This window comes from Hwanghaeella sp. LZ110 (genome assembly GCF_048892525.1).
GTDB lineage: Bacteria > Pseudomonadota > Alphaproteobacteria > UBA8366 > Aestuariispiraceae > Pacificispira.
This window is the reverse complement of the sequence record NZ_JBLZHT010000005.1, coordinates 1-19752: the sequence shown is the minus strand read 5'-3', so window position 1 is coordinate 19752 and position 19752 is coordinate 1. Positions and strand designations below refer to the sequence as shown.

The window sequence follows — 19752 nt, the reverse complement described above, 5'->3', positions numbered from 1 at the left end:
TATAAAGAACATAAGTTAGTTAAAATAAGAAAATCGACTAAATTGCCCCTTTTTGTGGTTGACCATAAAAATTTCTAGTAATACGATCTGGTGCCTGTCTGGAACTGCAAAGTCCATAAAATTTGTAATGGAGGATTGGATGACGCGAATGCGACTCATCCCGCGCCCGACTGTTGTTTCACAGGGTGTGGCATTTGATACAGCGCAGGAGGCGTGGCTATGGGCCGCCTTTATCACACGCCATGGGGTCGGTGGGGGCAGCCTTACCGCACATGAATCAGATATCCCAAAACCATGTGAGCCAAGGGATGTGATTTCTGTGGCCTGCCGCCTGCGTCGCGCGGGTGTATTGAGTGGCTATGAATTTGGTGCCTTGTGTCGATACGGGGCGGCGGAATGCCCGCCGGATCCGCGCATCCAGGAGGAAGTTCAGGATGAGCGCTATTGGTCACAGGCATTGGGAAAGCTGACTGGGCCCCTGCAGGAAAAAGGAATTGTGAAGATATCCCCCTGGGCGAACTCGGCGACCGGCAAAACCCATACCGGGTTTAAACAGGGTATCGGAATGAGGTCTGATTTTTCTTGTTTTGAAAGGAACATATAGTGAATAAACCGACCGGACAAATCCCCTTGAGACGGGCCGTGATCATTGCCTATACGAACCGGACCAGTTTTTCGTTTCTGCGATGGTTGCGGCCAGGGTTTCGCCATTGCATAGCGATCTCTGCCGCCCCGCCTTATTGGGTTCTTGTTGATCCAATATCAAATAAACTCTCACATTCTGTGTTGGATCTTAAAGGGTTGGCCGATTACTTGGTGACGCTTCATCAGAATGGATATCGGTGTCAATTGACCCATACGAACCGCAGCCCCAACGCTGAGATCAGTGTCATGCCCTACACCTGCACCGAAGCTGTCAAGCGAACCTTAGGCCTGATCAGCTATCGAATCTGGACACCGTATCAGCTTTTTGTTCACCTTAAGAAAAACATATTGACAACATAAGATAGCAATGTAATATTTTAACCCGCAAGAGTAAATCTGAATGATCTGCATATGCCCTATCGCGTGACCGGGGCGATATTTATTAGGCGGTTGCGCGTAACACTGAAAAAGAACAAAGGGAGTCTAAAATGGGTTTTTCATCAAGTGCACCAACACCGCCACCGGTTGTTCCGGCTGAACCGTTACCGGAAAAGGACCCGACCCTGGAGGAACGGGATCGTCGGGTGGAGGAACTGGAGCGCCGTCGTCGTGGCCGCAGCGGCACCGTTGAAACTGGATTTCGGGGCGTTCTGACGCCTGCTTCAACATCGGGTACGACCAAGCCCGGCAAAACTTACCTTGGGGAATAGATATGACAGTCACATCGCTTGAAACGATGCCGGCTGACTCCATCCTGGGCCGGTTCGAACGGGCGAAAGCCCGCCGCTCGGCCTGGGAAGGTCACTGGCGCGAATGTTACGACTATGCCATGCCTCAGCGGGATGGGGCTCTGTCGGAGACTGTTCCGGGCCAGAAAAAGACGGACAAGTTGTTTGATGGCACGGCCCCGGATGCGGTGGATCAGTTAGCAGCCAGTCTAATGGCGGAATTGACGCCGCCCTGGAGCCGCTGGTTTGATCTGGTACCCGGTCCTGACGTTCCTGCACAGGACGCCATGCGGATTGCGGGCCCATTGGAAGAAGCGTCGGCAACGTTGCAGCGTCATTTCGACCGGTCCAACTTCGCCGTTGAAATTCACCAATGCTATCTGGACCTCGTGACGGTGGGCACAGCTTGCCTGCTGTTTGAAGAGGCCGCGCTGGGAGAGTCGACAGCCTTTCGTTTCACGGCTGTTCCCTTGGGGGAGGCGGTGTTGGAGGAAGGGCCAACCGGGCTGCTGGATATCAGTTTCCGGCGCAGCGAGTTTACGGAAGAAGCACTGAAGGCGCGGTTTCCCAAAGCAGATGTGATCACCGATCAGGCAGTTGGCGAAACAGATCAGGGGGATAAGAAATATGCCGTGCTGGAGGCGGTTATTCCCGATCCGGATCGCGGCTATACGTATCGTGCGCTTTTGACAGAAGGATCCCACACGGCGGATCGGGCCACTGAACTGGCTCAAGGGAGTTTCCCGGCATCACCGTTTATCAATTTTCGCTGGATGAAAGCGCCTGGTGAGATCTATGGGCGTTCCCCCGTAATGAAAGCCCTGCCGGATATAAAAACCGCCAATAAGGTCGTTGAACTGGTACTGAAGAATGCCACCATCGCCGTGACGGGCATCTGGCAGGCCGATGATGACGGCGTGTTGAACCCTGCAACGGTAAAATTATTGCCAGGGACGATCATACCAAAAGCGGTTGGATCCAGTGGTCTGACCCCACTCTCTGCGCCGGGTAATTTCGATGTATCGACATTGATGCTGGACGATATGCGCGGACGCATTCGCGCCAGCCTGCTGGCTGATAAACTGGGCCAGGTGAACGCACCCAAAATGACCGCGACGGAAGTGTTGGAACGATCCGCAGAAATGGCGCGTCAATTGGGGGCAACCTATGGTCGGTTACAGGCAGAATTGATGTTCCCTCTTGTTCGGCGCGCTGTCTCCATTTTGCGTCGACGGGGTGAAATTCCAGATATCGTGCTGGATGGTCACGAGGTTGACTTGCAGATCGTGTCCCCCATCGCCTTGCACCGTCGTCGGGCAGAAGCGCAATCAGCCATGCAATGGTTTGAGATGATCGGTCTGTTTGGCCCGGAAGCCGCCCAGATCGTCAAACCACAGGAAGCCGCGCGATGGCTGGCCAAATCCTTCCGTATTCCTGACACGTTGCTGCGCACACCGGAAGAAATGACCATAGCGCAAGATAAGGAGGCGAATGCAGGGGCAGATCCTTTGGCTGGGCTGGGCAAGATGCTGGGGCCGCTGGCGGGGGCCGCTGGTGGAAGCGATCCAACAGCCGCTTTAAGTGGCCTGGCGGGGGCGGCTCAAGCCGCCGTTGATCCAAACGCCGCAATCCCCGGACCGATACCGGCAATGGCGGGGCCGGCAAAATCGGGGGGTGGCAATGTCTGATCCAAAACAGACGGGCTGGGGAGCCCTGACCCCCATCGGGAGCACCGGCGACCCGGACTTGAAGGTCAGGATAGAGCGCGCTTTCGCCCGATGTTTCGCCGGGGCGGAGGGGGAACTGGTCCTGTCGCATTTGCGGGGATTGACTTTGGACCGGGCGCTTGGACCAAACAGCACGGATGCTGCCCTGCGTCACATGGACGGGCAACGCTGCCTTGTCCTTCACATCCAGTCCCTGATCGATCGCGGTCGCGGATTTTCTTAACAAAGGGAACAAATCATGAATAAAATAACTGAAACAGCGATTAAACCAGCGCAATCCCCCTCGCAAGGGACGGCTGCGGATATAAACATTCCGCAAAAATTCAAGGATCCAGAAACGGGGGAGGTTAATGTCACCACCCTACTGCGGTCTTATCAGGAATTGGAACGCAAACTGGGCCAGGGACAGGCACCGGGGGGGGATAATGGCCCCGCGCTGGAACTGGATCAGGCCGCCATGTTGAAAGCCCTGGGCGTACCCGACACCCCCGAACAATACCGCATCGATATTCTGGAAGACTATCTGGAACGGGATCTGGAGATGGAGGCTGTGCTGCATCGCGCAGGCTTTACCGAGGCTCAGGTGCAACTTGTCTATGACCTGGCAGCAGAAAAGCTGGCCCCTCTGATCGTGGAGGTCGTGCAGGCCGCCCGCGGGGCTGGTGACTCCGCCCGATTGGAAGCGCATTTCGGCGGTCCGGAGCGATGGAAGGAAATCCGTCGCCAGATGCGAAAATGGGGCCAGAAGAACCTGCCGGGCGATGCTTTCAACTCTCTGTGTTCCAGCTTTGATGGGGTCATGGCAGTGCATCGCATGATGGCCGCCGGGGACGAGCCGGGCCTGACCAAGGGCGGGGATCGCGGCGAGCCGCTGAGCGAGGAACAGTTGAAGCGCCTGATGAATGATCCGCGCTATTGGCGCGATCACGACCCGGCCCTGACCCGCAAGGTTCAGAACGGCTTCAAGCAACTCTATCCCGACGGTGCCTGATCGCCGGGATGATGCTCTCGCGCCCCCGTTTGATTTCTGCGATCGCAGGTGGGGGCGTGTCCATCTGAAGAGACCTTCAGCCATGGAAGACAATCGCGGTCGCACTTACTCAACCACTCGAAAGGAATGACAGTATCATGTTTAACAATAACCACTCGGTCCAGGTGATCGCCAATGGCCTTCAATCTCTTACCCAGGCGGAACTGGCGGAACTGGATTCCATCATCACGCCTCGGGCGGCGATTTTGCTGGCCAAGGCCTTCGGGCCGGAAATCGGCGAATTGCTGGGCCCGTTGCTCGTCAACGATGATCCAAAGGGGAAGGCGGATGCGGAAGAACAACTCCGCCAGATGATGCGCGATCCTCGCTATTGGCGCGACCGGGACCCACAGGTCCTGAATGCCGTCAGCGAGGGCTTCAAGCAGCTTTACCCGGAAGGCAGCGCACCGGCTGTCTGATCGGGGAAAGACAACACCGATGGGCGGTGGACCGGCAGCGACTTTGCCCGGACAGGCCCCACCGCTCATCGGGGTTGGCTGTTGAAAAATGGATACAATCACTTTTTGTGGTCACCCCGGACTTGATCCGGGGTCCAGGGCGGCAGTCAGGATTTATGCGGGCTGCCCTGGATTCCCGCCTTCGCGGGAATGACGGTGGTTTTTCACCATCCGCACTTCCCTCATCCTGAGGAGCGGCACCGCCGCGTCTCGAAGGATGGGCTGTAAGTTTAGTGCTTACAGCGGGCGTACCCTTCGAGACGCTGCGCTCCACAGGGTGAGAGTGCATTTGGCTAATGCTTCGTCACCCCGGACTTGATCCGGGGTCCAGGGCGGCAAGTGCTAAGTGTAGACCGCGCACTCCATTTCCGATATAAATGTTTCAAGGTTCAGAAAGAACCTGTCTTAAAGCGTCTTTAAAAGCGGCAGAAGGCCGGATGATGACTGAAGTGATTTCACCCTTCTATACAGGGGTCGCCTGATATGTGCGGCCTTGCGGGCTATATCGGCAGTGAGCCGCCCGATGCAGATGCGCGGGCGCGGACCTTGCGTTCCATGGCCCATCGCGGACCGGACGGGTCGGGCCAGCGAGTGATTGCCCTGTCGGATTCGACCGTTGTTCTGCTGCATACCCGCCTTGCCATCATCGATCCCGATCCCCGATCTGCCCAACCCTTTGAAGCCGATGGCTGTGTGCTGGTCTTCAATGGGGAGATTTATAACTATCTGGAAATCCGCGACGAGTTGATTGCGCTGGGTCATTCCTTCCGCACCCACAGCGATACAGAAGTGCTGTTGCAGGCCTATCTGGCCTGGGGAGAGGCGGCGCTGGATCGCCTGGAGGGGATGTGGGCCTTTGCCCTGCTGGACCCACGGGACGGCGGTCGGCTGCTGTTGTCGCGCGATCGCTTTGGGGAGAAGCCGTTACATTCGCATCGCTGTTCCCACGGTCTGTATTTCGCGTCAGAGATCAAACAGCTTGCCGCCCTGACCGGCGAAGGGTTCACAGTGAATGCAGAAAAGGTTCATCGCTTTCTGGCCCATGGCTATCGCGCCTTGTTTCGGGACCAGACCTGCTTCTTTCAGGATGTCACGGCCTTCCCCGCAGGTCAGGTCGCCTGGATAACTCAATCGGGTGCAGGGGAGCCTAAGCCTTACTGGACGCCAAAATTTTCGCCCGTTGCAATGACGGCGGGGGAGGCGGCAGAGGGGGCGGCCGTAGAAATCGACCGCGCCATTCGCATTCGGTTACGATCAGACGTCCCTATTGCCATCAGCCTGAGTGGCGGCATTGACAGCAATGTTCTGGCCGGGATCGCGGTGCATCGCCATGGCCAGCAATTGCATACGTTTTCGATGCTGGAGGCGGACCGCGACTATGATGAAAGTGCCGCCATCCGTGCCGCCGCGACCGCTCTGGGCACGCCCCACCATGAAACCCGTGTTTCCAGCGATGGCTTTCTGGATCGTCTGGCGCGGATGAGCCTGGCCTATGATGGTCCCGTCCCGTCGCTGGGCATGTATCTGGATGGGTTTCTGTCAGAGGCCGTAGCCCAAGCGGGCTATAAGGTGCTGATCAATGGCAATGGCGCGGATGAGATTTTTGCCGGTTACTACGATCATTATCTTTTCTGGCTGGCCGGGCAGGCGGAGCGCGCTGATTTTGACGATTTGATCGCTGAATGGCAGGCATCTTTTGGTCAACATGTGCGCAATCCGCTGTTGCGCAATCCGCGCGCCTTTATCGATCATCCGGGCCAGCGTGGACATGTGCATCTCAACGCGCCCCAAGTGGCGGATTATCTGATCGCGCCGGTGGCGGGAGACTTTGAGGAGGCATCTTATTGCCCCGATCTGCTGCGCAACCGGATGCTGAATGAATTGCTGCGGGAATCCGTGCCCGTGCTGACCTGGGCCCATGACAGCCACTATATGGCCCATTCCATCGAAAATCGCGGTGCCTATCTGGACCGTGGTCTGGTGGATTTCATGCTGACCGTCCCATCACAGCATCTGATTCAGGACGGTTATTCAAAAGCGCTGTTGCGCCAAGCGGGGGAGGGACTCGTGCCACAGGAAATCTTGAGACTGAAGAAGAAGCTGGGCTTCAATGCGCCGATTGCCTCTCTGTTGGACAGGCGGGCACAGGATGTTCGGGACCGGCTATTGGCCGACAGCGCCCTGTGGGACATCGTTGATCGCGATTCCGTGGCCCGGCTTTTGCACCCTGAAACAGACAGTCAGGGGATGGACAATTTCCTATTCTGCCTGACGTCCGCCCGTTTGTTTTTTGAAACCAGTGTTGATCCACGCTAAAGGGAATTAGGCCTCATGGAAAAGACATATCTGCCCCGCCTGCAAGACTTGAAGCGTCTGGCCGCTGACCTGCCCCGGACACGGTTCATGGCCCTGGCGCGGATTGAGGCGCTGATCCGCATGAATATGGGCTGGGAGGCCTTGCAATATGATCAGGCACTGTCGGAACATCCTTTTGCGCTGACCCATGCCCTGGTTGAGCGCGCCATTGGGGATTTAGAGGCCGCGCGAAAGATTGCTTTCTGCGATGGCGGGCTGCCGCTGGATCACGATCCGCGGGAGCAGACGATGGAGGAGGAACACCAGGACCTGTTCCAATCGCTGTGGACACAATTCGATGCGGATCAGTATCGCGACCGGATTACCCGTTATGATGAGCGCCTGCGCTTCAACGGGCTGGAAAAGGGTACCTTTGAGGGCATGCGCATCGTCGATATGGGCTGTGGTCATGGCAATTTTGATCATGCCCTGCTGAATGCGGGGGCGGCGGAAGTCGTAGGGGTCGATTATGGATCAGACAGCATCCGCTATGCCGAAGCCGCGCGCGATAATCTGGGTGTCCCGGAAAGCCGTCTGCGCTTTATCCATGGTACGGTCTATGATGTGCCCGAAGAGTCCGGCAGCTTTGATGCGGCTGTTCAGAATGGCGTGTTCCATCATCTGGATGACGAAGACCGCGCCTACCGCGAAATGCAGCGCTTGCTCAAGCCCGGCGGGATCGCCTGGATTTATACGGAAGGAGAAGGATCAATTGCCCGCGACCTGTTCCATGTCTCCGTTCAGATCCTGGCCGATGTGCCAGCGAAACTGGTTCAGGATCACCTGGCCCATCTCGGCTTTTCCATCAACAAACGCTATCACTTGGGCGATGGGCTGAAGGCGGTGTATCGCGCCACCAGTTGGGCCAATATCACGGGGCGGTTGGAAGCCATCGGCTTTGGGGATTTCAAACGCCTGATCGGCGGCTTCGATACCGATCTGGATGTCACCGATGCCGACCCCTATGCCGCCGAAAAGTTTGGCGAGGCCGACATCCGCATTCTGGCAACCAAGCTGGCTTAGAAGTGATTACTTTGGATCAAATGGATTGGCTCCATTCCGATCCTCAATTTCGATGACCCACAGGTCCGGATCGCGGGCACTGGTGCGGGTGATATAGGCATCGGCGTCGGTCTCGCTGGGGGTCGGGTCTTTGGGCAGGGCATCGACCCAGCGCAGTTTACCCTCCATATCACGCTGTTGCGTCAACAGTCGACAGGCCCCGTCCAGGGTGGCGATTTTGACCAGCACCACGCCGGTATGGGGATCACCCTTGTGCAGGACCATGGCGGAGATTCCCTGGCCGCTGCATTGCGCCAGCCCGGCCTGAACCCAAAGGGCGGTTGGCAGGCGATCATCACTCATCCGTCAGGCCCAGTTCGGCCAGAATCTTAGCCCTGTCGGCATCCAGCTTGGGTGCAGGAGGGCGCGTCGGTGGGTCTGCGACACCAGATATCTTGATGGGATTGCCCGCCATCATCAGGTCGGGGCCATCCGGGTCCCTCATATGAACCACCATATTGCGGGCGCGGACCTGTGGGTCATTCAGGGCCTGTTCAACATTGTTAATAGGCCCATGGGGGACGCCCGCCGCATCCAGGACGTCTAGCCAATGCGCAGTTGGTTTGGTTTTCAGGCTGGTTTCTAATTCGGTCTTTAGGGCATCCACATTTGCAGCACGATCTGAATTGGTCAGGAATCTTGGGTCAGTGGCCAAGTCGGGTCGGTTCAATCCAGAGCATAGATCGGTAAATAGCTTATTGTTGCCTGCTGCGATGATCAGATGACCGTCTTGTGTCTCATAGGCTTCGAAGGGGGTGATGGAGGGATGCCGGGCGCCCAATGGACCGGGTGGCTTTCCGGTGACGGCGTAGCGTGCAACAGCATTTTCCAAAATCGCGATTTGGCTGTCGAGCATGGAGACATCGATCATGCGGCCCAGGCCTGTGCGCTCCCTTTCATACAAAGCGGCATTGATGGCGCCCAAAGCGAACAGGCCGGCTGTCAGATCGCCAACAGAGGTGCCAACGCGGGTTGGTGGGCCGCCTGGATGGCCGGTAATCGACATCACGCCCCCCATGCCTTGTACAACCATGTCATAGGCAGGTTTTGTCTTATAGGGACCGGTCTGACCAAAGCCTGAAATAGCCGCATAGATTAGTTTAGGGTTGGCCGCATGCAGCGCATTCCAGTCATAACCCAATCGCGCCATGGCCCCGCCGCGATAGTTTTCCACCAGCACATCGGCCTTCCTGATCAAGGCGTCGAATATGGCGCGGTCCTTGGGGTCTTTCAGGTTGATGACGATTGATTCCTTGCCGCGATTGAGGCTCAGGAAATAGGCGGAAACACCCTCTATGAAAGGGCCGAAACTGCGGGAATCATCGCCGGTTTCTGGCGATTCTACCTTTATCACCCGGGCCCCCAGATCGTTCAGCATCATCGTGCAGTAAGGACCGGCCAGAACGCGGGTCATATCAATAATCATCAGACCCGCCAAAGGTCCTTTGTCGGAGGGGGTTTCAGGAATGGCGTTCACGGGGACTCCCTACAGAAATGCAAATTTAATCGATTTTTTATCGGATAGATCATACTCTTTTGTACCATGCCGGTTGCGCCGTCTTTTTTCCAGGCCATATCCAATAGAATTAATGCGACAGTGTGAAGGTACAGAGCAATGAGCACGACCCTGGTTGTTAGACAAGAGACTGGTTTTTTCGCCCGGACGCTGGCCAGTTTGCGGGACGTTTGGGATGATCTCGCTGGAACGGAGAGCGTTGAGGCCCTGAAGCCGGATCTCGAAGGGCGTGACCTGACAGTCGTTCGCAAGCAAATGGCGGCATGTCTGGAACGCAAGGGCGGTGAGGTTTCCGCGCGCAAACGCGCCGCGGCCCTGGGCCAGGCCTATCTGTCACTGAGCCGGGATGGACGCCGCCGGTTTCTGTTGGTCCTGGCGAAAGAGTTTGGCACCAATCCAGAAGACATCGATAAGGCCCTGGAGGGGTGGAAAGAAGCGGGGGATGATGCTGCCCGCTATAAGGCGGAAGAAGCGTTGAGAAACGCCCTGACCCCAGCCAGCACCATCCTGTTGATGCAGTTCAACGCACTGCCGCAAGGGGTGAAATTTCTGGTGGATATGCGGGCCGATATCCTGTCCTTCCTGTCAAAGGAACCGGATCTGAAACCGTTGGATTCCAGTCTACAGGCCTTGTTGGTCAGCTGGTTCGATATCGGCTTCCTGGAAATGCAGACGATTTCCTGGAACTCTCCCGCCTCTTTGCTGGAGAAGCTGATCGAATATGAGGCTGTCCATGAGATCCGATCCTGGGAGGATTTGCGAAACCGCCTGGAATCGGATCGCAGGCTGTACGCCTTTTTCCATCCGCGCATGCCAGAAGAGCCGTTGATCTTTGTCGAAGTCGCTCTGGTCAACGGCCTGTCTGGCAATGTTCAGAAACTGCTGGATGAAGCGGCCCCGACCGGGGATCCGGAAAAGGCCGATACGGCGATCTTCTATTCCATTTCCAATACGCAGAAAGGGTTGCGCGGTATCAGCTTTGGGAATTTCCTGATCAAGCGGGTGGTGGATGACCTGCGACGGGATCTGCCAAATTTGAAGACATTTTCTACCCTGTCGCCCATTCCGGGATTCCGCAAATGGCTGGAAAAGGCGGTGGCGGACGGCCTGCCTAATATCCTGACGGCGGAAGATCGCCGCCGGTTGAAGGATGTGACCGGCGAAACCGCGACCAAAGGCTATCTGATGAAGATTCTGTCTGATCCCTCCTGGACCCAGGATGACGATTTGGTTGCCGCCTTGAAAGAACCCCTGACCCGGTTATGCGCCCGCTATCTGGTGGAAGAGAAGCGTGGTACCCAGCCGCTGGATCCGGTCGCACGGTTCCATCTGCAGAATGGATCCCAGGTCGAGCGGATCAACTGGATGGGCGATACATCCCCCAAGGGCATTGAACAATCCGCCGGGATGATGGTGAATTATCTCTATCGTCTGGGCGATATTGAACGGAACCATGAACGGTTCTCCAGCGATGGCACCGTGGTCTATTCCAGCGCGGTGAAGGCCCTGCTGTAGTGGGGTAAAGCGCCTCTTTAAGTCAGATTTGTCGTGTCGCGCCATTTTTGGCGCAGGCTGGCCGCGCAGTCATGGAACGGGGTGTTCAGACGGTCTGCCCTGGTGATCCGGTCAAGCCGGAAATGACGGAAGTCCTCGCGCAGCTGACACCAGGCGGCCAGAACGATCGCGTCGATGTAATAGATAATTGCCAGTGGCAGGATCGTTCGGGTGCTTTCTGTGCCTTGGGCATCTGTGTAAGCGATTGAAAGACGGTCCTCCTCGCGTAATGCTTCACGGAAAAATCGTGCATCGGTATCGGATTTTGGAATCGCATTCCAGTTAGAGGCATAAAGGGCACGGTCCGCCAATGGACCCGCATGCTCCGGGATGGCAGATGATATCTTGCGGCTTGCCCGTTCTGCCGCGCGCAGCAGTCCATGATCCTGTGTGCGACCTAACATGGCCAGGCCAACAACAATGGCTTCCATCTCCTCCGCATCAAACATCAGGGGCGGCAAGTTATAGCCAGGCCGCATGATGTAACCGATCCCTGCTTCTCCTTCGATTGGAACCCGCATCGCCTGAAGCGTAGCGATATCCCGATACACTGTGCGTTTCGTGACTTCTAACCCATCGGCCATGGCTTGCGCCGTTAATGGACGATCAGCCGCGCGCAGAATCTGGATGATTTCAAACAGGCGTCCTGACTTGCTCACTCATAGTCTCCTCAATTCAGGGACTATAGCACCACTGCTGACATACTGTTGTCAGCAGTAATCTGATTATCTTTCGGGACGGACAAAAAAGTTTTCGTAACCAAGGAGACATTGAGATGAAACGCGACGCGCATGAAAGTGTTATTTTCCATGAAAACCCTGACCTTTTTAGGGGGCAGTCATGACTGAATCCAGGCTGTTATCGGCATTTGAGACCCATTCGGTTTGTATGTTGAGATTCTGGACTGTCACCATTCAGGCCCCCGCGGAAGACATTGCACGCATTATGGAGCATGTCACCGCCGTCACGCCCTTGAGGCAGGGCCCCTATGATAACAATGCTTATGCCACGGCTGCCGGTACGGAGCGGTATCGGCCGCTGGACGGGGCCGCAGCGGGAGCTGAAAGCGTAGTGCGGGAGCGCCCCGGCGTGGTCGAAGTCAGTTTCGATCTGACACCGGATCAGAATATTCTGGAGCAAGTGGTCGAAGCGGTGTTTCAGGTACACAGCTATCAGGAACCGGTTATAAAGGTTCAGGACACTCTGGTCAGCCGCTCAAAAGGGTTGGATGATCGCAACAACCCGCACCGCTGGTGGAATACGACGGGGGACTGGAAACAGGCAGATGGGTAATTCAGATACGATAGAATTGCGAGAGGCGGGACCGGATGTTTGGGACGCTTTTGTTGATTTGATGGGGCCAAAGCAAGGCGGTTCCGGGGGCTGCTGGTGCATGTTGTGGCGATTGGATCGCAAAAGCTTTGATGCGGGGAAAGGAGAGGGTAATCGCGAGGCGCTGAAGGCATTGTTTGAAACCGATCCGCCGGGGCTGCTGGCTTTTGATGGGGACAAGGCGGTCGGTTGGTGCGCGATTGCGCCCCGTCCGGCCTACCCCTATCTGGATCGGTCGCGCCTGTTCAAACCGCTGGATGACCTTCCGGTCTGGTCCGTGTCTTGCCTGACAATTGCCAAGAGCCACCGGCGGCAGGGCCTGTCGGTGAAATTGTTGAATGGTGCGGCGGATTTTGTTCAATGCCGCGGTGGCCCGGCGGTAGAAGGCTATCCGGTCGATCCTTCTGTTCCCAATTATCCGGCCGTTTATGCCTGGACAGGACTTGCTGCCGCCTTCCGCAGGGCAGGGTATCAGGAAGTGGCTAGGCCGTCTGAAACACGGCCCATTATGAGAAGGATGCTGACATGAGCAATCATTGTGAAGAAAAGCGTGCGGCTTTCCGGGCCCTGCACAAGCAGGATATCCCCTTTGTGATTCCCAATCCCTGGGATGTTGGGTCTGCGCGAATACTGCACGGATTTGGGTTTCAAGCCCTGGCGACGACCAGCGCTGGCATGGCTTTTTCCATGGGGGTCTGTGAAGGGGAAAGCACGCGCGACACAGTGATGGATCACTGTCGGATGCTGGTGGATGCAACGCCGCTGCCGGTATCGGCAGATCTGGAAAAAGGTTTTGCCGATACGCCAGACGGGGTTGCTGAAACCGTAACTCTGGCCGGGGAAATTGGTTTGGCGGGCTGCTCCATTGAAGATCATACCGGGGATCGCGCCGACCCGATCTTTGATCAAGGGCTGGCTGTAGAACGGGTGGCCGCAGCGGTGGAGGCAGCGCATGCGATCTCGCCAGACTTTATCCTGACCGCGCGTTGTGAAAGCTTTCTGTGGGGCGGGCCAGATCTGGATGCGGTGATCCGCCGATTGCAGGCCTTTGAGGCGGTCGGGGCGGATGTCCTGTATGCGCCGGGTCTGACGGACCTGGATAGTATCCGCACGGTGTGTCAGTCCGTCACACGACCGGTCAATGTTGTGATGGGAATGCCGGGCGCCACCTTTGACCTGGACGCGTTGAAACAGGCTGGCGTCAAGCGGATCAGCATTGGGTCGGCCTTCGCCCGTCTGGCCTATGGATCCTTGCTGGCGGCGGCGCAGGAAATTCAGGAACAAGGCAGCTTTGGCTTTTCGGCCCATGCGGCCGGGTTTGCGGCGATTGAGCGCTATTTCCGTAAATCGCCATAAATTATCGCTGGCACGTCTCTTGCTACATGTCTCTTACCAGATTTGATGCTGGTTGGAGGCCTGTAAAATGAAGATAACATCCTTTTTAGAACCGATCCGCGACGATGGGTCTGCTACAACCCTGTTTGGAGAAACCGGGACCCCGATGCTGGGTCACAGTCGACCCATCAAGCGTTCGATGAGTCTCGGTAAGGCTGGGGCTGCAGGCAAGGCTGGTCGCCATCAGGACCGCTTGCCAGATCCGCCGCCACTGGGCCCTTTTGGCGACGATTATGACCGCGTTACGCCCAGCCTTGAAGCCACCTATCTTATGATTGGCGACCGCTATGACCCACGGTCACTGGCGCTGCATGATATGATTGATATGACCGATATGCTGGTCGCCGGTCATGTCATCACCCGAAGCGATCAGGCCTTGCTGCTGCGCGGGCCTACAGGGCGGGGTTATTCCATGACAACCGTGACACAGCCACGGAACAGAATCGCCGAATGGCAGGACTATCTTGCCCAGGGGGTCGCACGATCCGATCTGAATGCTGTCAGCCGGGCGACCCGGGCGCTGGGTATATTCGGTCGTGTCGCGGCAACCCGGTTGCCGATATAGAGTTCGAAATAAATCTATTGAAATGTAACGGCTGTAACATTATAATTATTGCATGACTGATATCTCATGGCTGCTCCTAACCTATAAAGTGCCGGCAGAGCCCGCATCGAAGCGCATTGCCCTCTGGCGTAAGCTAAAGGGTCTGGGGGCGGTTTATCTGCAGAATGGCGTCTGCCTGCTGCCCAAGACCGACAGCCATGTGCGGCGATTGAAAATGTTGGAAAACGACATTGCTGAGATGAAGGGGGACTGCGTTATCCTGGAGACGCTGGCCCTGGACAAGGCGCAAGAAGACAAGGTTGTTGCCCGGTTCAAGGCGGACCGGGACGATGCCTATGAAGAATTCATCGACAAATGTGATGATTTTGAACGCGAGATCGCAAAGGAGATCGCGGCGGATCACTATACTTATGCTGAATTGGAAGAGAATGATGTCGACCTGAAGAAATTACAGGGCTGGTTGGAAAAGATCAAAGCGTTGGATTTTTATGGGGCCGCGCAGGCTGGGGAGGCCGGACGTCGGTTAAAAGGGTGTGAGGCCCTGTTGGATGACTATGCCAAACGTGTCTTTGAGGCGCATGAAGAAAACCTGTGACCATCTACAACTCTTGGGGGTATGCGTTCATGATGATAACATCCGCGGAAACCACAGCCATCGGGGCGGCCTTTTTGGCGTCGGTGGTGGAAGTAGTTGAGGCCTTTACGATTGTGCTGGTTGTTGCCACGTTGCGTGGCTGGCGCCCAGCGATCCTGGGAACCGGGGCTGCTTTGGCGGTACTGGCATTGATCGTCTTGATGCTGGGGCCCCTATTGGATCAGGTCCCAATTCATGTTTTGCAACTGAGTATCGGAATTCTGCTGCTGTTGTTCGGCATTGGCTGGCTGCGTAAAGCGGCCTTGCGGGCAGGCGGTGTGATGCCGCTGCATGACGAGGATGCGATCTTTAAGAAGGAAGCTGCCTTGTTGGATGAGGAATCCAAGCGTCATCAGAAATCCTTAAACTGGATCGGTGGAATCAGTGCATTCAAGGCCGTCCTGCTGGAAGGGTTGGAGGTTGTCTTTGTCGTTATTGCGGTCAGTGCGGGGCGTGGATTGTTGGTCTCCGCCAGCCTGGGCGCGGCGGCTGCCTGTGTTCTGGTGCTGGCTGTCGGTGCGGTGTTGCATCGTCCCTTGTCGAAGGTGCCGGAGAATACGCTGAAATTCGGTGTTGGTGTGATGTTGTCCGCCTTTGGCGTGTTTTGGACCGGTGAAGGGTTGGGCGTGGAATGGCCGGGCGCGGATTTGGCCCTGTTTGTATTTGCGGCCCTGTTCCTGGCGGTTGGATTGATGGCTGCCGCCATGGCCAAACGGATTAAGGGAGCGGTCGCATGATCACCATTTTGAAAGACGTCGCTGAAGAACTCTACAGCATGTTTATGGGCGATATTTGGCTGTCCATGGCGGTATTAGCTGTTGCCGCGGGGACTGCGGTAATTACAGAACTAACCCCGCTCGATCCGTTGATCGGCGGGGCTGTACTGTTGGTCGGCTGTCTGCTGGTCGTGATCGGCAGCGTGCGCCGGTCTGCCTTAAAAGCGAAGTAACGGCCTATTCGGCAGCAGCGATGGCGCGACGCTGAGCCCAGACAGCAGGCGTGCCGTCGGCGGCGGGTTGATAATAGTGGGACAGTTCGCCCATCGCCTCAATCCAGCCTTGAGCCTCTGCGCCGTCCTTTACCTGGAAGGCATCAAAACCTGCGCGCTTCATGAACAGATATTGGTCGCGCAGGACATCCCCCGTGGCGCGGACTTCACCCTGGAAGCCATAGCGCTGACGCAGCAGGCGCGCGGCGGAATAAGACCGTCCATCGGTGAATTTTGGGAAGTCCAGGGCCACCACTTGCAGGCGAGGCAGGTCTGCGGCAATTGCGGATACATCATCGCCTGGAACCAGTTTCACGCCCAGTTCCGCGCGGCTGCGCACCAGCGTGTCACGTTCTGCCAGAAAGCGTTTATAGGAAACGATGGTTGGAATGTCTGCCTGGACAGGAGTGTCATCCGCAGCAACCAACCATTGATCTGACACTTGGGTACCATTTTTAATCAGGGCCATTGTCTTCACTTTCTATGGGTTAGGCGGCTTTAGGGCCGTACAGGTTTTCCTTAAACGGGGTGTGACCCACCCGTTCCAGGGTATCAATGAACCGTTCCGCGGGGTCTTGACGCAGCGACAGATAGGTCTCCACAACATTCTCAACCGCGTCGATGATGCCATCCGCACTGAAACCAGGGCCGGTGATGTCCCCAATGGCAGCCGCATTATCGGCCCGCCCGCCAAGGGTCAGCTGATAATGCTCTTCCCCTTTCCGATCGACGCCCAGAATGCCGATATGGCCGACATGGTGATGACCACAGGCATTGATACAGCCGGAAATCTTGATCTCCAGATTGCCGATATCGTATTGCCGGTTCAGATCTGCAAACCGGTCGGAAATCTGTTGTGCGATGGGGATCGCGCGCGCATTGGCCAGGTTGCAGTAATCCAGGCCCGGACAGGCAATAATATCGCCCGCCAGCCCGATATTGCCTGTGGCCAGACCGGCTGCGACCAGCTTGTCATAGACGGCAGGCAGGTCCGACAGCTTCACATGGGGCAGAACCAGATTCTGCTGCAGCGTTGCGCGGATTTCACTGTCCAGTGCATAGGCATCAGCAATATCAGCGACGGCATCCATTTGATCGCCGGAAATATCACCCGGAATGCCGCCCGTGGGCTTCAGGGAGATATTGACGATGGCATAGCCTGGCTGGCGATGGGTAACGACATTGCTGCGCACCCAATGGCGGAAGTCGCGGTCTTCAAACCGGCGGGCCTCGTACCCGGTATCGGTATCCGCCAGGACCTCAAAATCCGGGGCACGGAAATAGGCGGCGATGCGATCGCGTTCTTCGGCGGGAAGATCGACGCTGGTTTCCTTTTTCAGGTTCGCCCATTCGATTTCAACAAGGCGGCGGATTTCGTCAATGCCAACTTCATGGACCAGTATCTTGATGCGCGCCTTATACTTGTTATCGCGCCGGCCCAGCATGTTATAGACCCGCAGGATTGCCTCCAGATAGGACAGCAGATTGTCCCTGGGCACAAAGTCACTGACCGTTTTGGCAATGAAGGGGGATCGCCCCTGACCGCCACCGATCATGACTTCGAAGCCTGTTTCACCGGCGTCATTTTTCTTAATCGTCAGGCCAATATCGTGTACGCGTACGGCGGCACGGTCATTGGGCGCACCGGTGACGGCAATCTTGAACTTGCGCGGCAGGAAGGAAAATTCCGGATGGAAACTGGACCATTGCCGGATCACCTCTGCCCAGATGCGCGGGTCTTCATATTCATCCACGGCCGCACCCGCATAGGGGTCTGCGGTGGTGTTGCGGATGCAGTTGCCCGACGTCTGGATAGCGTGCATTTCAACCTTCGCCAAATCCTCCAGGATATCGGCGGTATCCTCCAGTTTGATCCAGTTGAACTGAATATTCTGGCGGGTGGTGAAATGGCCATAGTCCTTGTCATACTTGCGCCCGATATGGGCCAGCATGCGCATTTGCTTCGCATTAAAGGTGCCATAGGGAATGGCGACGCGCAGCATATAGGCGTGGATCTGCAGATACAGACCATTCATCAGCCGCAGCGGCTTGAACTCGTCTTCTGTCAACTCACCCGACAGGCGACGTGCGATCTGGCCCCGAAACTGGGCGACGCGTTCCTTTACAAGTGTTTCATCAAATTCATCATACCGGTACATTATGCGGCCTTTCCAAGGCTGTCTGCCTGTTTGCCCAGATCCAGACGTACGGTTGGACCCAGGGCACGAATGCGTTCCTTGTTTTTGGTGGGGACGGGCTTGCCATCTTCCAATTTCACATCAATCGGCAAGGCGTCCACAACGGTGCAAGCCTTTGTCGCTTGTGCGGCGATGGCTTCCATTGCGGCCAGACTGTCGGCGTCCTCTGCAACCCGTGCGTCATAAACGCTCTCGCTCCAGCGACCAGTGGGGGTCAGCCAGACGGCGATGCCATCGATCAAACGATTTGCAGTAATGGCTTTCAGGCTCATGGTGATTTCCTCTTGTATCAGGCGCTTAAAGCGCGGGGCAGCGGATCGGCGCTGCCATGCCGCAGGGTTTCGTAACGGGTATTGGCGGTTTGGCCAGGCAAGGCCAGGACAACAACTGTCTTGCCGGCACTTCGCGCTATTTCAGCACGGTGCAGGGCATCGGCCGGGCTGCAGGTGATCAGGCGGTCGGCATCCCGGCGCACCAGTTCCAGTGCGGATGCCCCAAATTGCGCATCGTGCAACAGGATATCGGCGCGCTGTAACTTGCGCAGCGCCCGCAGGCTCAACAGATCTGGTTCATTGGGAGAAAGTTCCACAATGGTGATGTGACCATCGACCTGGTGATGCACATCACGGCCATTCAACGCAGTCAGCATGGCTTCATTCGCGCCGCTGTCATCGCCCTCCAGAACCTGTTGCGCGATGGGGCCGTCAAAGAATCGCTCCCAAAAGGCGCGGCGCAGGGGGCCTTCCGAAATTGTGGCAGTGACTGCGCGACGAAACCGCTGGGAAAATGCCGCCAGGGCCCCCAGGCGAGAAGGCAGGATGGCTTCCAGCGTTTCGCGTACCGACCGCGCCAGGATCGGGGCGGCACCGCCCGTGGCGATACCGATGATCACCGGATTGCGGTCCACGATGCTGGGGATCAGAAAGTCGCACATTTCTGTACGATCCACCGCATTGACCGGCACCCGATGGGCGCGCAGTCGCGCGACGCTGGCCTCAGCCTCTGCATCATCATCGGTCGCGACAATGCCAATGGCTGCATTTTCTGCGATATCCTGATCGGTTAGGGCGCGGTAATGCAACGTGACCCGACCTGTAGCTGCCATTTCTTGAATGTCACTGACAGCAGGGGCCTGACTGAAAACATTAATCTTTGCCGCAGTCCGGGCGATCAGGCGCAGTTTACGCAAAGCAGCATCACCACCGCCAACGACGATGATTGCTTTGCCTTCCAGGCGCCAAAAGGACGGAAATACGTCCATGATACAGTCGCTTTCGTTTCGCGTTAATTCACACTTATAAATGTGTGAATAATGTTATAGACAAAATATAAGTGTGAATTAGTGAATTGTCCAGTCAGATCCTATAATTTAAGTATGAATAGTGGGATTAAGTGTTTGGCAGGTGGGATGGTTCTATTCTCCCTCCCCCCCTCAAGGGGCAGGGCTATCGCATATGAGCGAAGAGCTTTGTGAGGAAGGCATCATCCCATCCGGCGCGTTTGATTTTGCCCTTGATGGAGCCTTTGTCGTCATTGGCTTTGATGATGTTGAGGGCGAGCTTGCG

The 19752-nt window shown here is 56.6% G+C and carries 23 protein-coding genes and 1 pseudogene; 16 read left to right on the top strand and 8 right to left on the bottom strand.

Annotated elements, in window-relative coordinates:
- Positions 1-148: 148 nt before the first annotated feature.
- The 8 genes from ACOSDM_RS11285 (at position 149) to ACOSDM_RS11250 (ending at position 7966) form a co-directional block, all read left to right on the top strand.
- Complete coding sequence (locus tag ACOSDM_RS11285; RefSeq protein ID WP_420724632.1) at positions 149-604, top strand: hypothetical protein; 456 nt, start codon at positions 149-151, stop codon at positions 602-604.
- Between the two features lie 529 nt (positions 605-1133).
- Positions 1134-1355: a hypothetical protein gene (locus tag ACOSDM_RS11280; RefSeq protein ID WP_420724631.1), complete on the top strand. Its 222-nt coding sequence runs from the start codon at positions 1134-1136 to the stop codon at positions 1353-1355.
- 2 nt (positions 1356-1357) lie between these two features.
- Positions 1358-3061, top strand: a complete 1704-nt coding sequence (locus tag ACOSDM_RS11275; protein WP_420724630.1) for a portal protein — start codon at positions 1358-1360, stop codon at positions 3059-3061.
- Positions 3054-3323, top strand: a complete 270-nt coding sequence (locus tag ACOSDM_RS11270) for a hypothetical protein (protein WP_420724629.1) — start codon at positions 3054-3056, stop codon at positions 3321-3323. The genes ACOSDM_RS11275 and ACOSDM_RS11270 overlap by 8 nt, the downstream gene beginning before the upstream one ends.
- 15 nt (positions 3324-3338) lie before the next feature.
- Positions 3339-4091, top strand: coding sequence for a capsid assembly protein (locus ACOSDM_RS11265; RefSeq protein ID WP_420724628.1), 753 nt, complete (start codon positions 3339-3341; stop codon positions 4089-4091).
- A 137-nt stretch (positions 4092-4228) separates the two neighbouring features.
- On the top strand, positions 4229-4549 hold the full coding sequence (locus ACOSDM_RS11260; RefSeq protein WP_420724627.1) for a hypothetical protein: 321 nt from the start codon (positions 4229-4231) through the stop codon (positions 4547-4549).
- A gap of 522 nt (positions 4550-5071) precedes the next feature.
- Complete coding sequence (gene asnB, locus ACOSDM_RS11255) at positions 5072-6904, top strand: asparagine synthase (glutamine-hydrolyzing) (RefSeq protein ID WP_420724626.1); 1833 nt, start codon at positions 5072-5074, stop codon at positions 6902-6904.
- A gap of 15 nt (positions 6905-6919) precedes the next feature.
- Complete coding sequence (locus tag ACOSDM_RS11250) at positions 6920-7966, top strand: class I SAM-dependent methyltransferase (RefSeq protein ID WP_420724625.1); 1047 nt, start codon at positions 6920-6922, stop codon at positions 7964-7966.
- A gap of 6 nt (positions 7967-7972) precedes the next feature.
- Here ACOSDM_RS11250 and ACOSDM_RS11245 read toward each other — a convergent pair whose 3' ends face one another.
- Together ACOSDM_RS11245 and ACOSDM_RS11240 are read right to left on the bottom strand one after the other, a co-directional pair.
- Entirely contained in the window at positions 7973-8308 is a 336-nt protein-coding gene (locus tag ACOSDM_RS11245) for a DUF1491 family protein (protein ID WP_420724624.1), read from the bottom strand.
- The gene (locus ACOSDM_RS11240; protein WP_420724623.1) at positions 8301-9482 is read right to left on the bottom strand and encodes a CaiB/BaiF CoA transferase family protein; all 1182 of its coding nucleotides are present in this window, start codon (positions 9480-9482) and stop codon (positions 8301-8303) included. Before ACOSDM_RS11240 ends, ACOSDM_RS11245 begins: the two co-directional genes overlap by 8 nt.
- A 138-nt stretch (positions 9483-9620) precedes the next feature.
- On the opposite strand from ACOSDM_RS11240, the gene ACOSDM_RS11235 reads away from it, so the two are divergent.
- Positions 9621-11036: a malonyl-CoA decarboxylase gene (locus ACOSDM_RS11235; protein WP_420724622.1), complete on the top strand. Its 1416-nt coding sequence runs from the start codon at positions 9621-9623 to the stop codon at positions 11034-11036.
- Positions 11037-11053: 17 nt separating this feature from the next.
- Here ACOSDM_RS11235 and ACOSDM_RS11230 read toward each other — a convergent pair whose 3' ends face one another.
- Positions 11054-11734: a helix-turn-helix transcriptional regulator gene (locus ACOSDM_RS11230; RefSeq protein WP_420724621.1), complete on the bottom strand. Its 681-nt coding sequence runs from the start codon at positions 11732-11734 to the stop codon at positions 11054-11056.
- 181 nt (positions 11735-11915) lie between these two features.
- Here ACOSDM_RS11230 and ACOSDM_RS11225 point away from each other — a divergent pair, with 181 nt between their 5' ends.
- The 7 genes from ACOSDM_RS11225 (at position 11916) to ACOSDM_RS11195 (ending at position 15950) form a co-directional block, all read left to right on the top strand.
- Positions 11916-12368, top strand: a complete 453-nt coding sequence (locus ACOSDM_RS11225) for a hypothetical protein (protein WP_420724620.1) — start codon at positions 11916-11918, stop codon at positions 12366-12368.
- Positions 12361-12936 carry a GNAT family N-acetyltransferase gene (locus ACOSDM_RS11220; protein ID WP_420724619.1) on the top strand — a complete coding sequence of 192 codons (576 nt, stop codon included), beginning with the start codon at positions 12361-12363 and terminating at the stop codon, positions 12934-12936. Before ACOSDM_RS11225 ends, ACOSDM_RS11220 begins: the two co-directional genes overlap by 8 nt.
- Positions 12933-13763: an isocitrate lyase/PEP mutase family protein gene (locus ACOSDM_RS11215; RefSeq protein ID WP_420724618.1), complete on the top strand. Its 831-nt coding sequence runs from the start codon at positions 12933-12935 to the stop codon at positions 13761-13763. The genes ACOSDM_RS11220 and ACOSDM_RS11215 overlap by 4 nt, the downstream gene beginning before the upstream one ends.
- A gap of 67 nt (positions 13764-13830) precedes the next feature.
- Complete coding sequence (locus tag ACOSDM_RS11210; protein ID WP_420724617.1) at positions 13831-14367, top strand: hypothetical protein; 537 nt, start codon at positions 13831-13833, stop codon at positions 14365-14367.
- Positions 14368-14419: 52 nt separating this feature from the next.
- A complete protein-coding gene (locus ACOSDM_RS11205) occupies positions 14420-14962 on the top strand; it encodes a Chromate resistance protein ChrB (protein ID WP_420724616.1) in 543 nt (180 codons plus the stop codon).
- 29 nt (positions 14963-14991) lie between these two features.
- On the top strand, positions 14992-15738 hold the full coding sequence (locus ACOSDM_RS11200) for a COG4280 domain-containing protein (protein ID WP_420724615.1): 747 nt from the start codon (positions 14992-14994) through the stop codon (positions 15736-15738).
- A complete protein-coding gene (locus ACOSDM_RS11195; protein WP_420724614.1) occupies positions 15735-15950 on the top strand; it encodes a hypothetical protein in 216 nt (71 codons plus the stop codon). Before ACOSDM_RS11200 ends, ACOSDM_RS11195 begins: the two co-directional genes overlap by 4 nt.
- A 4-nt stretch (positions 15951-15954) precedes the next feature.
- Here the strand turns inward: ACOSDM_RS11195 and ACOSDM_RS11190 are convergent, their stop codons facing one another.
- The 5 genes and pseudogenes from ACOSDM_RS11190 to ACOSDM_RS11170 all read right to left on the bottom strand — a co-directional run.
- Positions 15955-16458: a DUF934 domain-containing protein gene (locus ACOSDM_RS11190; protein ID WP_420724613.1), complete on the bottom strand. Its 504-nt coding sequence runs from the start codon at positions 16456-16458 to the stop codon at positions 15955-15957.
- Between the two features lie 19 nt (positions 16459-16477).
- Positions 16478-18148: a nitrite/sulfite reductase gene (locus ACOSDM_RS11185; RefSeq protein WP_420724612.1), complete on the bottom strand. Its 1671-nt coding sequence runs from the start codon at positions 18146-18148 to the stop codon at positions 16478-16480.
- Complete coding sequence (locus ACOSDM_RS11180; RefSeq protein WP_420724611.1) at positions 18148-18459, bottom strand: DUF2849 domain-containing protein; 312 nt, start codon at positions 18457-18459, stop codon at positions 18148-18150. Before ACOSDM_RS11180 ends, ACOSDM_RS11185 begins: the two co-directional genes overlap by 1 nt.
- Before the next feature lie 17 nt (positions 18460-18476).
- On the bottom strand, positions 18477-19448 hold the full coding sequence (locus ACOSDM_RS11175; protein ID WP_420724610.1) for an NAD(P)-dependent oxidoreductase: 972 nt from the start codon (positions 19446-19448) through the stop codon (positions 18477-18479).
- Positions 19449-19632: 184 nt separating this feature from the next.
- Positions 19633-19752 (bottom strand): annotated as a pseudogene (locus tag ACOSDM_RS11170) (ISAs1 family transposase); the annotation flags it as partial.

Bases quoted from the DNA above. Each gene is read 5' to 3' on its own strand.
- ACOSDM_RS11285 (WP_420724632.1), top strand. From the start codon at position 149: ATGCGACTCATCCCGCGCCCGACTGTTGTTTCACAGGGTGTGGCATTT.
- ACOSDM_RS11280 (WP_420724631.1), top strand. From the start codon at position 1,134: ATGGGTTTTTCATCAAGTGCACCAACACCGCCACCGGTTGTTCCGGCT.
- ACOSDM_RS11275 (WP_420724630.1), top strand. From the start codon at position 1,358: ATGACAGTCACATCGCTTGAAACGATGCCGGCTGACTCCATCCTGGGC.
- ACOSDM_RS11270 (WP_420724629.1), top strand. From the start codon at position 3,054: ATGTCTGATCCAAAACAGACGGGCTGGGGAGCCCTGACCCCCATCGGG.
- ACOSDM_RS11265 (WP_420724628.1), top strand. From the start codon at position 3,339: ATGAATAAAATAACTGAAACAGCGATTAAACCAGCGCAATCCCCCTCG.
- ACOSDM_RS11260 (WP_420724627.1), top strand. From the start codon at position 4,229: ATGTTTAACAATAACCACTCGGTCCAGGTGATCGCCAATGGCCTTCAA.
- asnB (WP_420724626.1), top strand. From the start codon at position 5,072: ATGTGCGGCCTTGCGGGCTATATCGGCAGTGAGCCGCCCGATGCAGAT.
- ACOSDM_RS11250 (WP_420724625.1), top strand. From the start codon at position 6,920: ATGGAAAAGACATATCTGCCCCGCCTGCAAGACTTGAAGCGTCTGGCC.
- ACOSDM_RS11245 (WP_420724624.1), bottom strand. From the start codon at position 8,308: ATGAGTGATGATCGCCTGCCAACCGCCCTTTGGGTTCAGGCCGGGCTG.
- ACOSDM_RS11235 (WP_420724622.1), top strand. From the start codon at position 9,621: ATGAGCACGACCCTGGTTGTTAGACAAGAGACTGGTTTTTTCGCCCGG.
- ACOSDM_RS11225 (WP_420724620.1), top strand. From the start codon at position 11,916: ATGACTGAATCCAGGCTGTTATCGGCATTTGAGACCCATTCGGTTTGT.
- ACOSDM_RS11220 (WP_420724619.1), top strand. From the start codon at position 12,361: ATGGGTAATTCAGATACGATAGAATTGCGAGAGGCGGGACCGGATGTT.
- ACOSDM_RS11215 (WP_420724618.1), top strand. From the start codon at position 12,933: ATGAGCAATCATTGTGAAGAAAAGCGTGCGGCTTTCCGGGCCCTGCAC.
- ACOSDM_RS11210 (WP_420724617.1), top strand. From the start codon at position 13,831: ATGAAGATAACATCCTTTTTAGAACCGATCCGCGACGATGGGTCTGCT.
- ACOSDM_RS11205 (WP_420724616.1), top strand. From the start codon at position 14,420: ATGACTGATATCTCATGGCTGCTCCTAACCTATAAAGTGCCGGCAGAG.
- ACOSDM_RS11200 (WP_420724615.1), top strand. From the start codon at position 14,992: ATGATGATAACATCCGCGGAAACCACAGCCATCGGGGCGGCCTTTTTG.
- ACOSDM_RS11195 (WP_420724614.1), top strand. From the start codon at position 15,735: ATGATCACCATTTTGAAAGACGTCGCTGAAGAACTCTACAGCATGTTT.
- ACOSDM_RS11190 (WP_420724613.1), bottom strand. From the start codon at position 16,458: ATGGCCCTGATTAAAAATGGTACCCAAGTGTCAGATCAATGGTTGGTT.
- ACOSDM_RS11185 (WP_420724612.1), bottom strand. From the start codon at position 18,148: ATGTACCGGTATGATGAATTTGATGAAACACTTGTAAAGGAACGCGTC.
- ACOSDM_RS11180 (WP_420724611.1), bottom strand. From the start codon at position 18,459: ATGAGCCTGAAAGCCATTACTGCAAATCGTTTGATCGATGGCATCGCC.
- ACOSDM_RS11175 (WP_420724610.1), bottom strand. From the start codon at position 19,448: ATGGACGTATTTCCGTCCTTTTGGCGCCTGGAAGGCAAAGCAATCATC.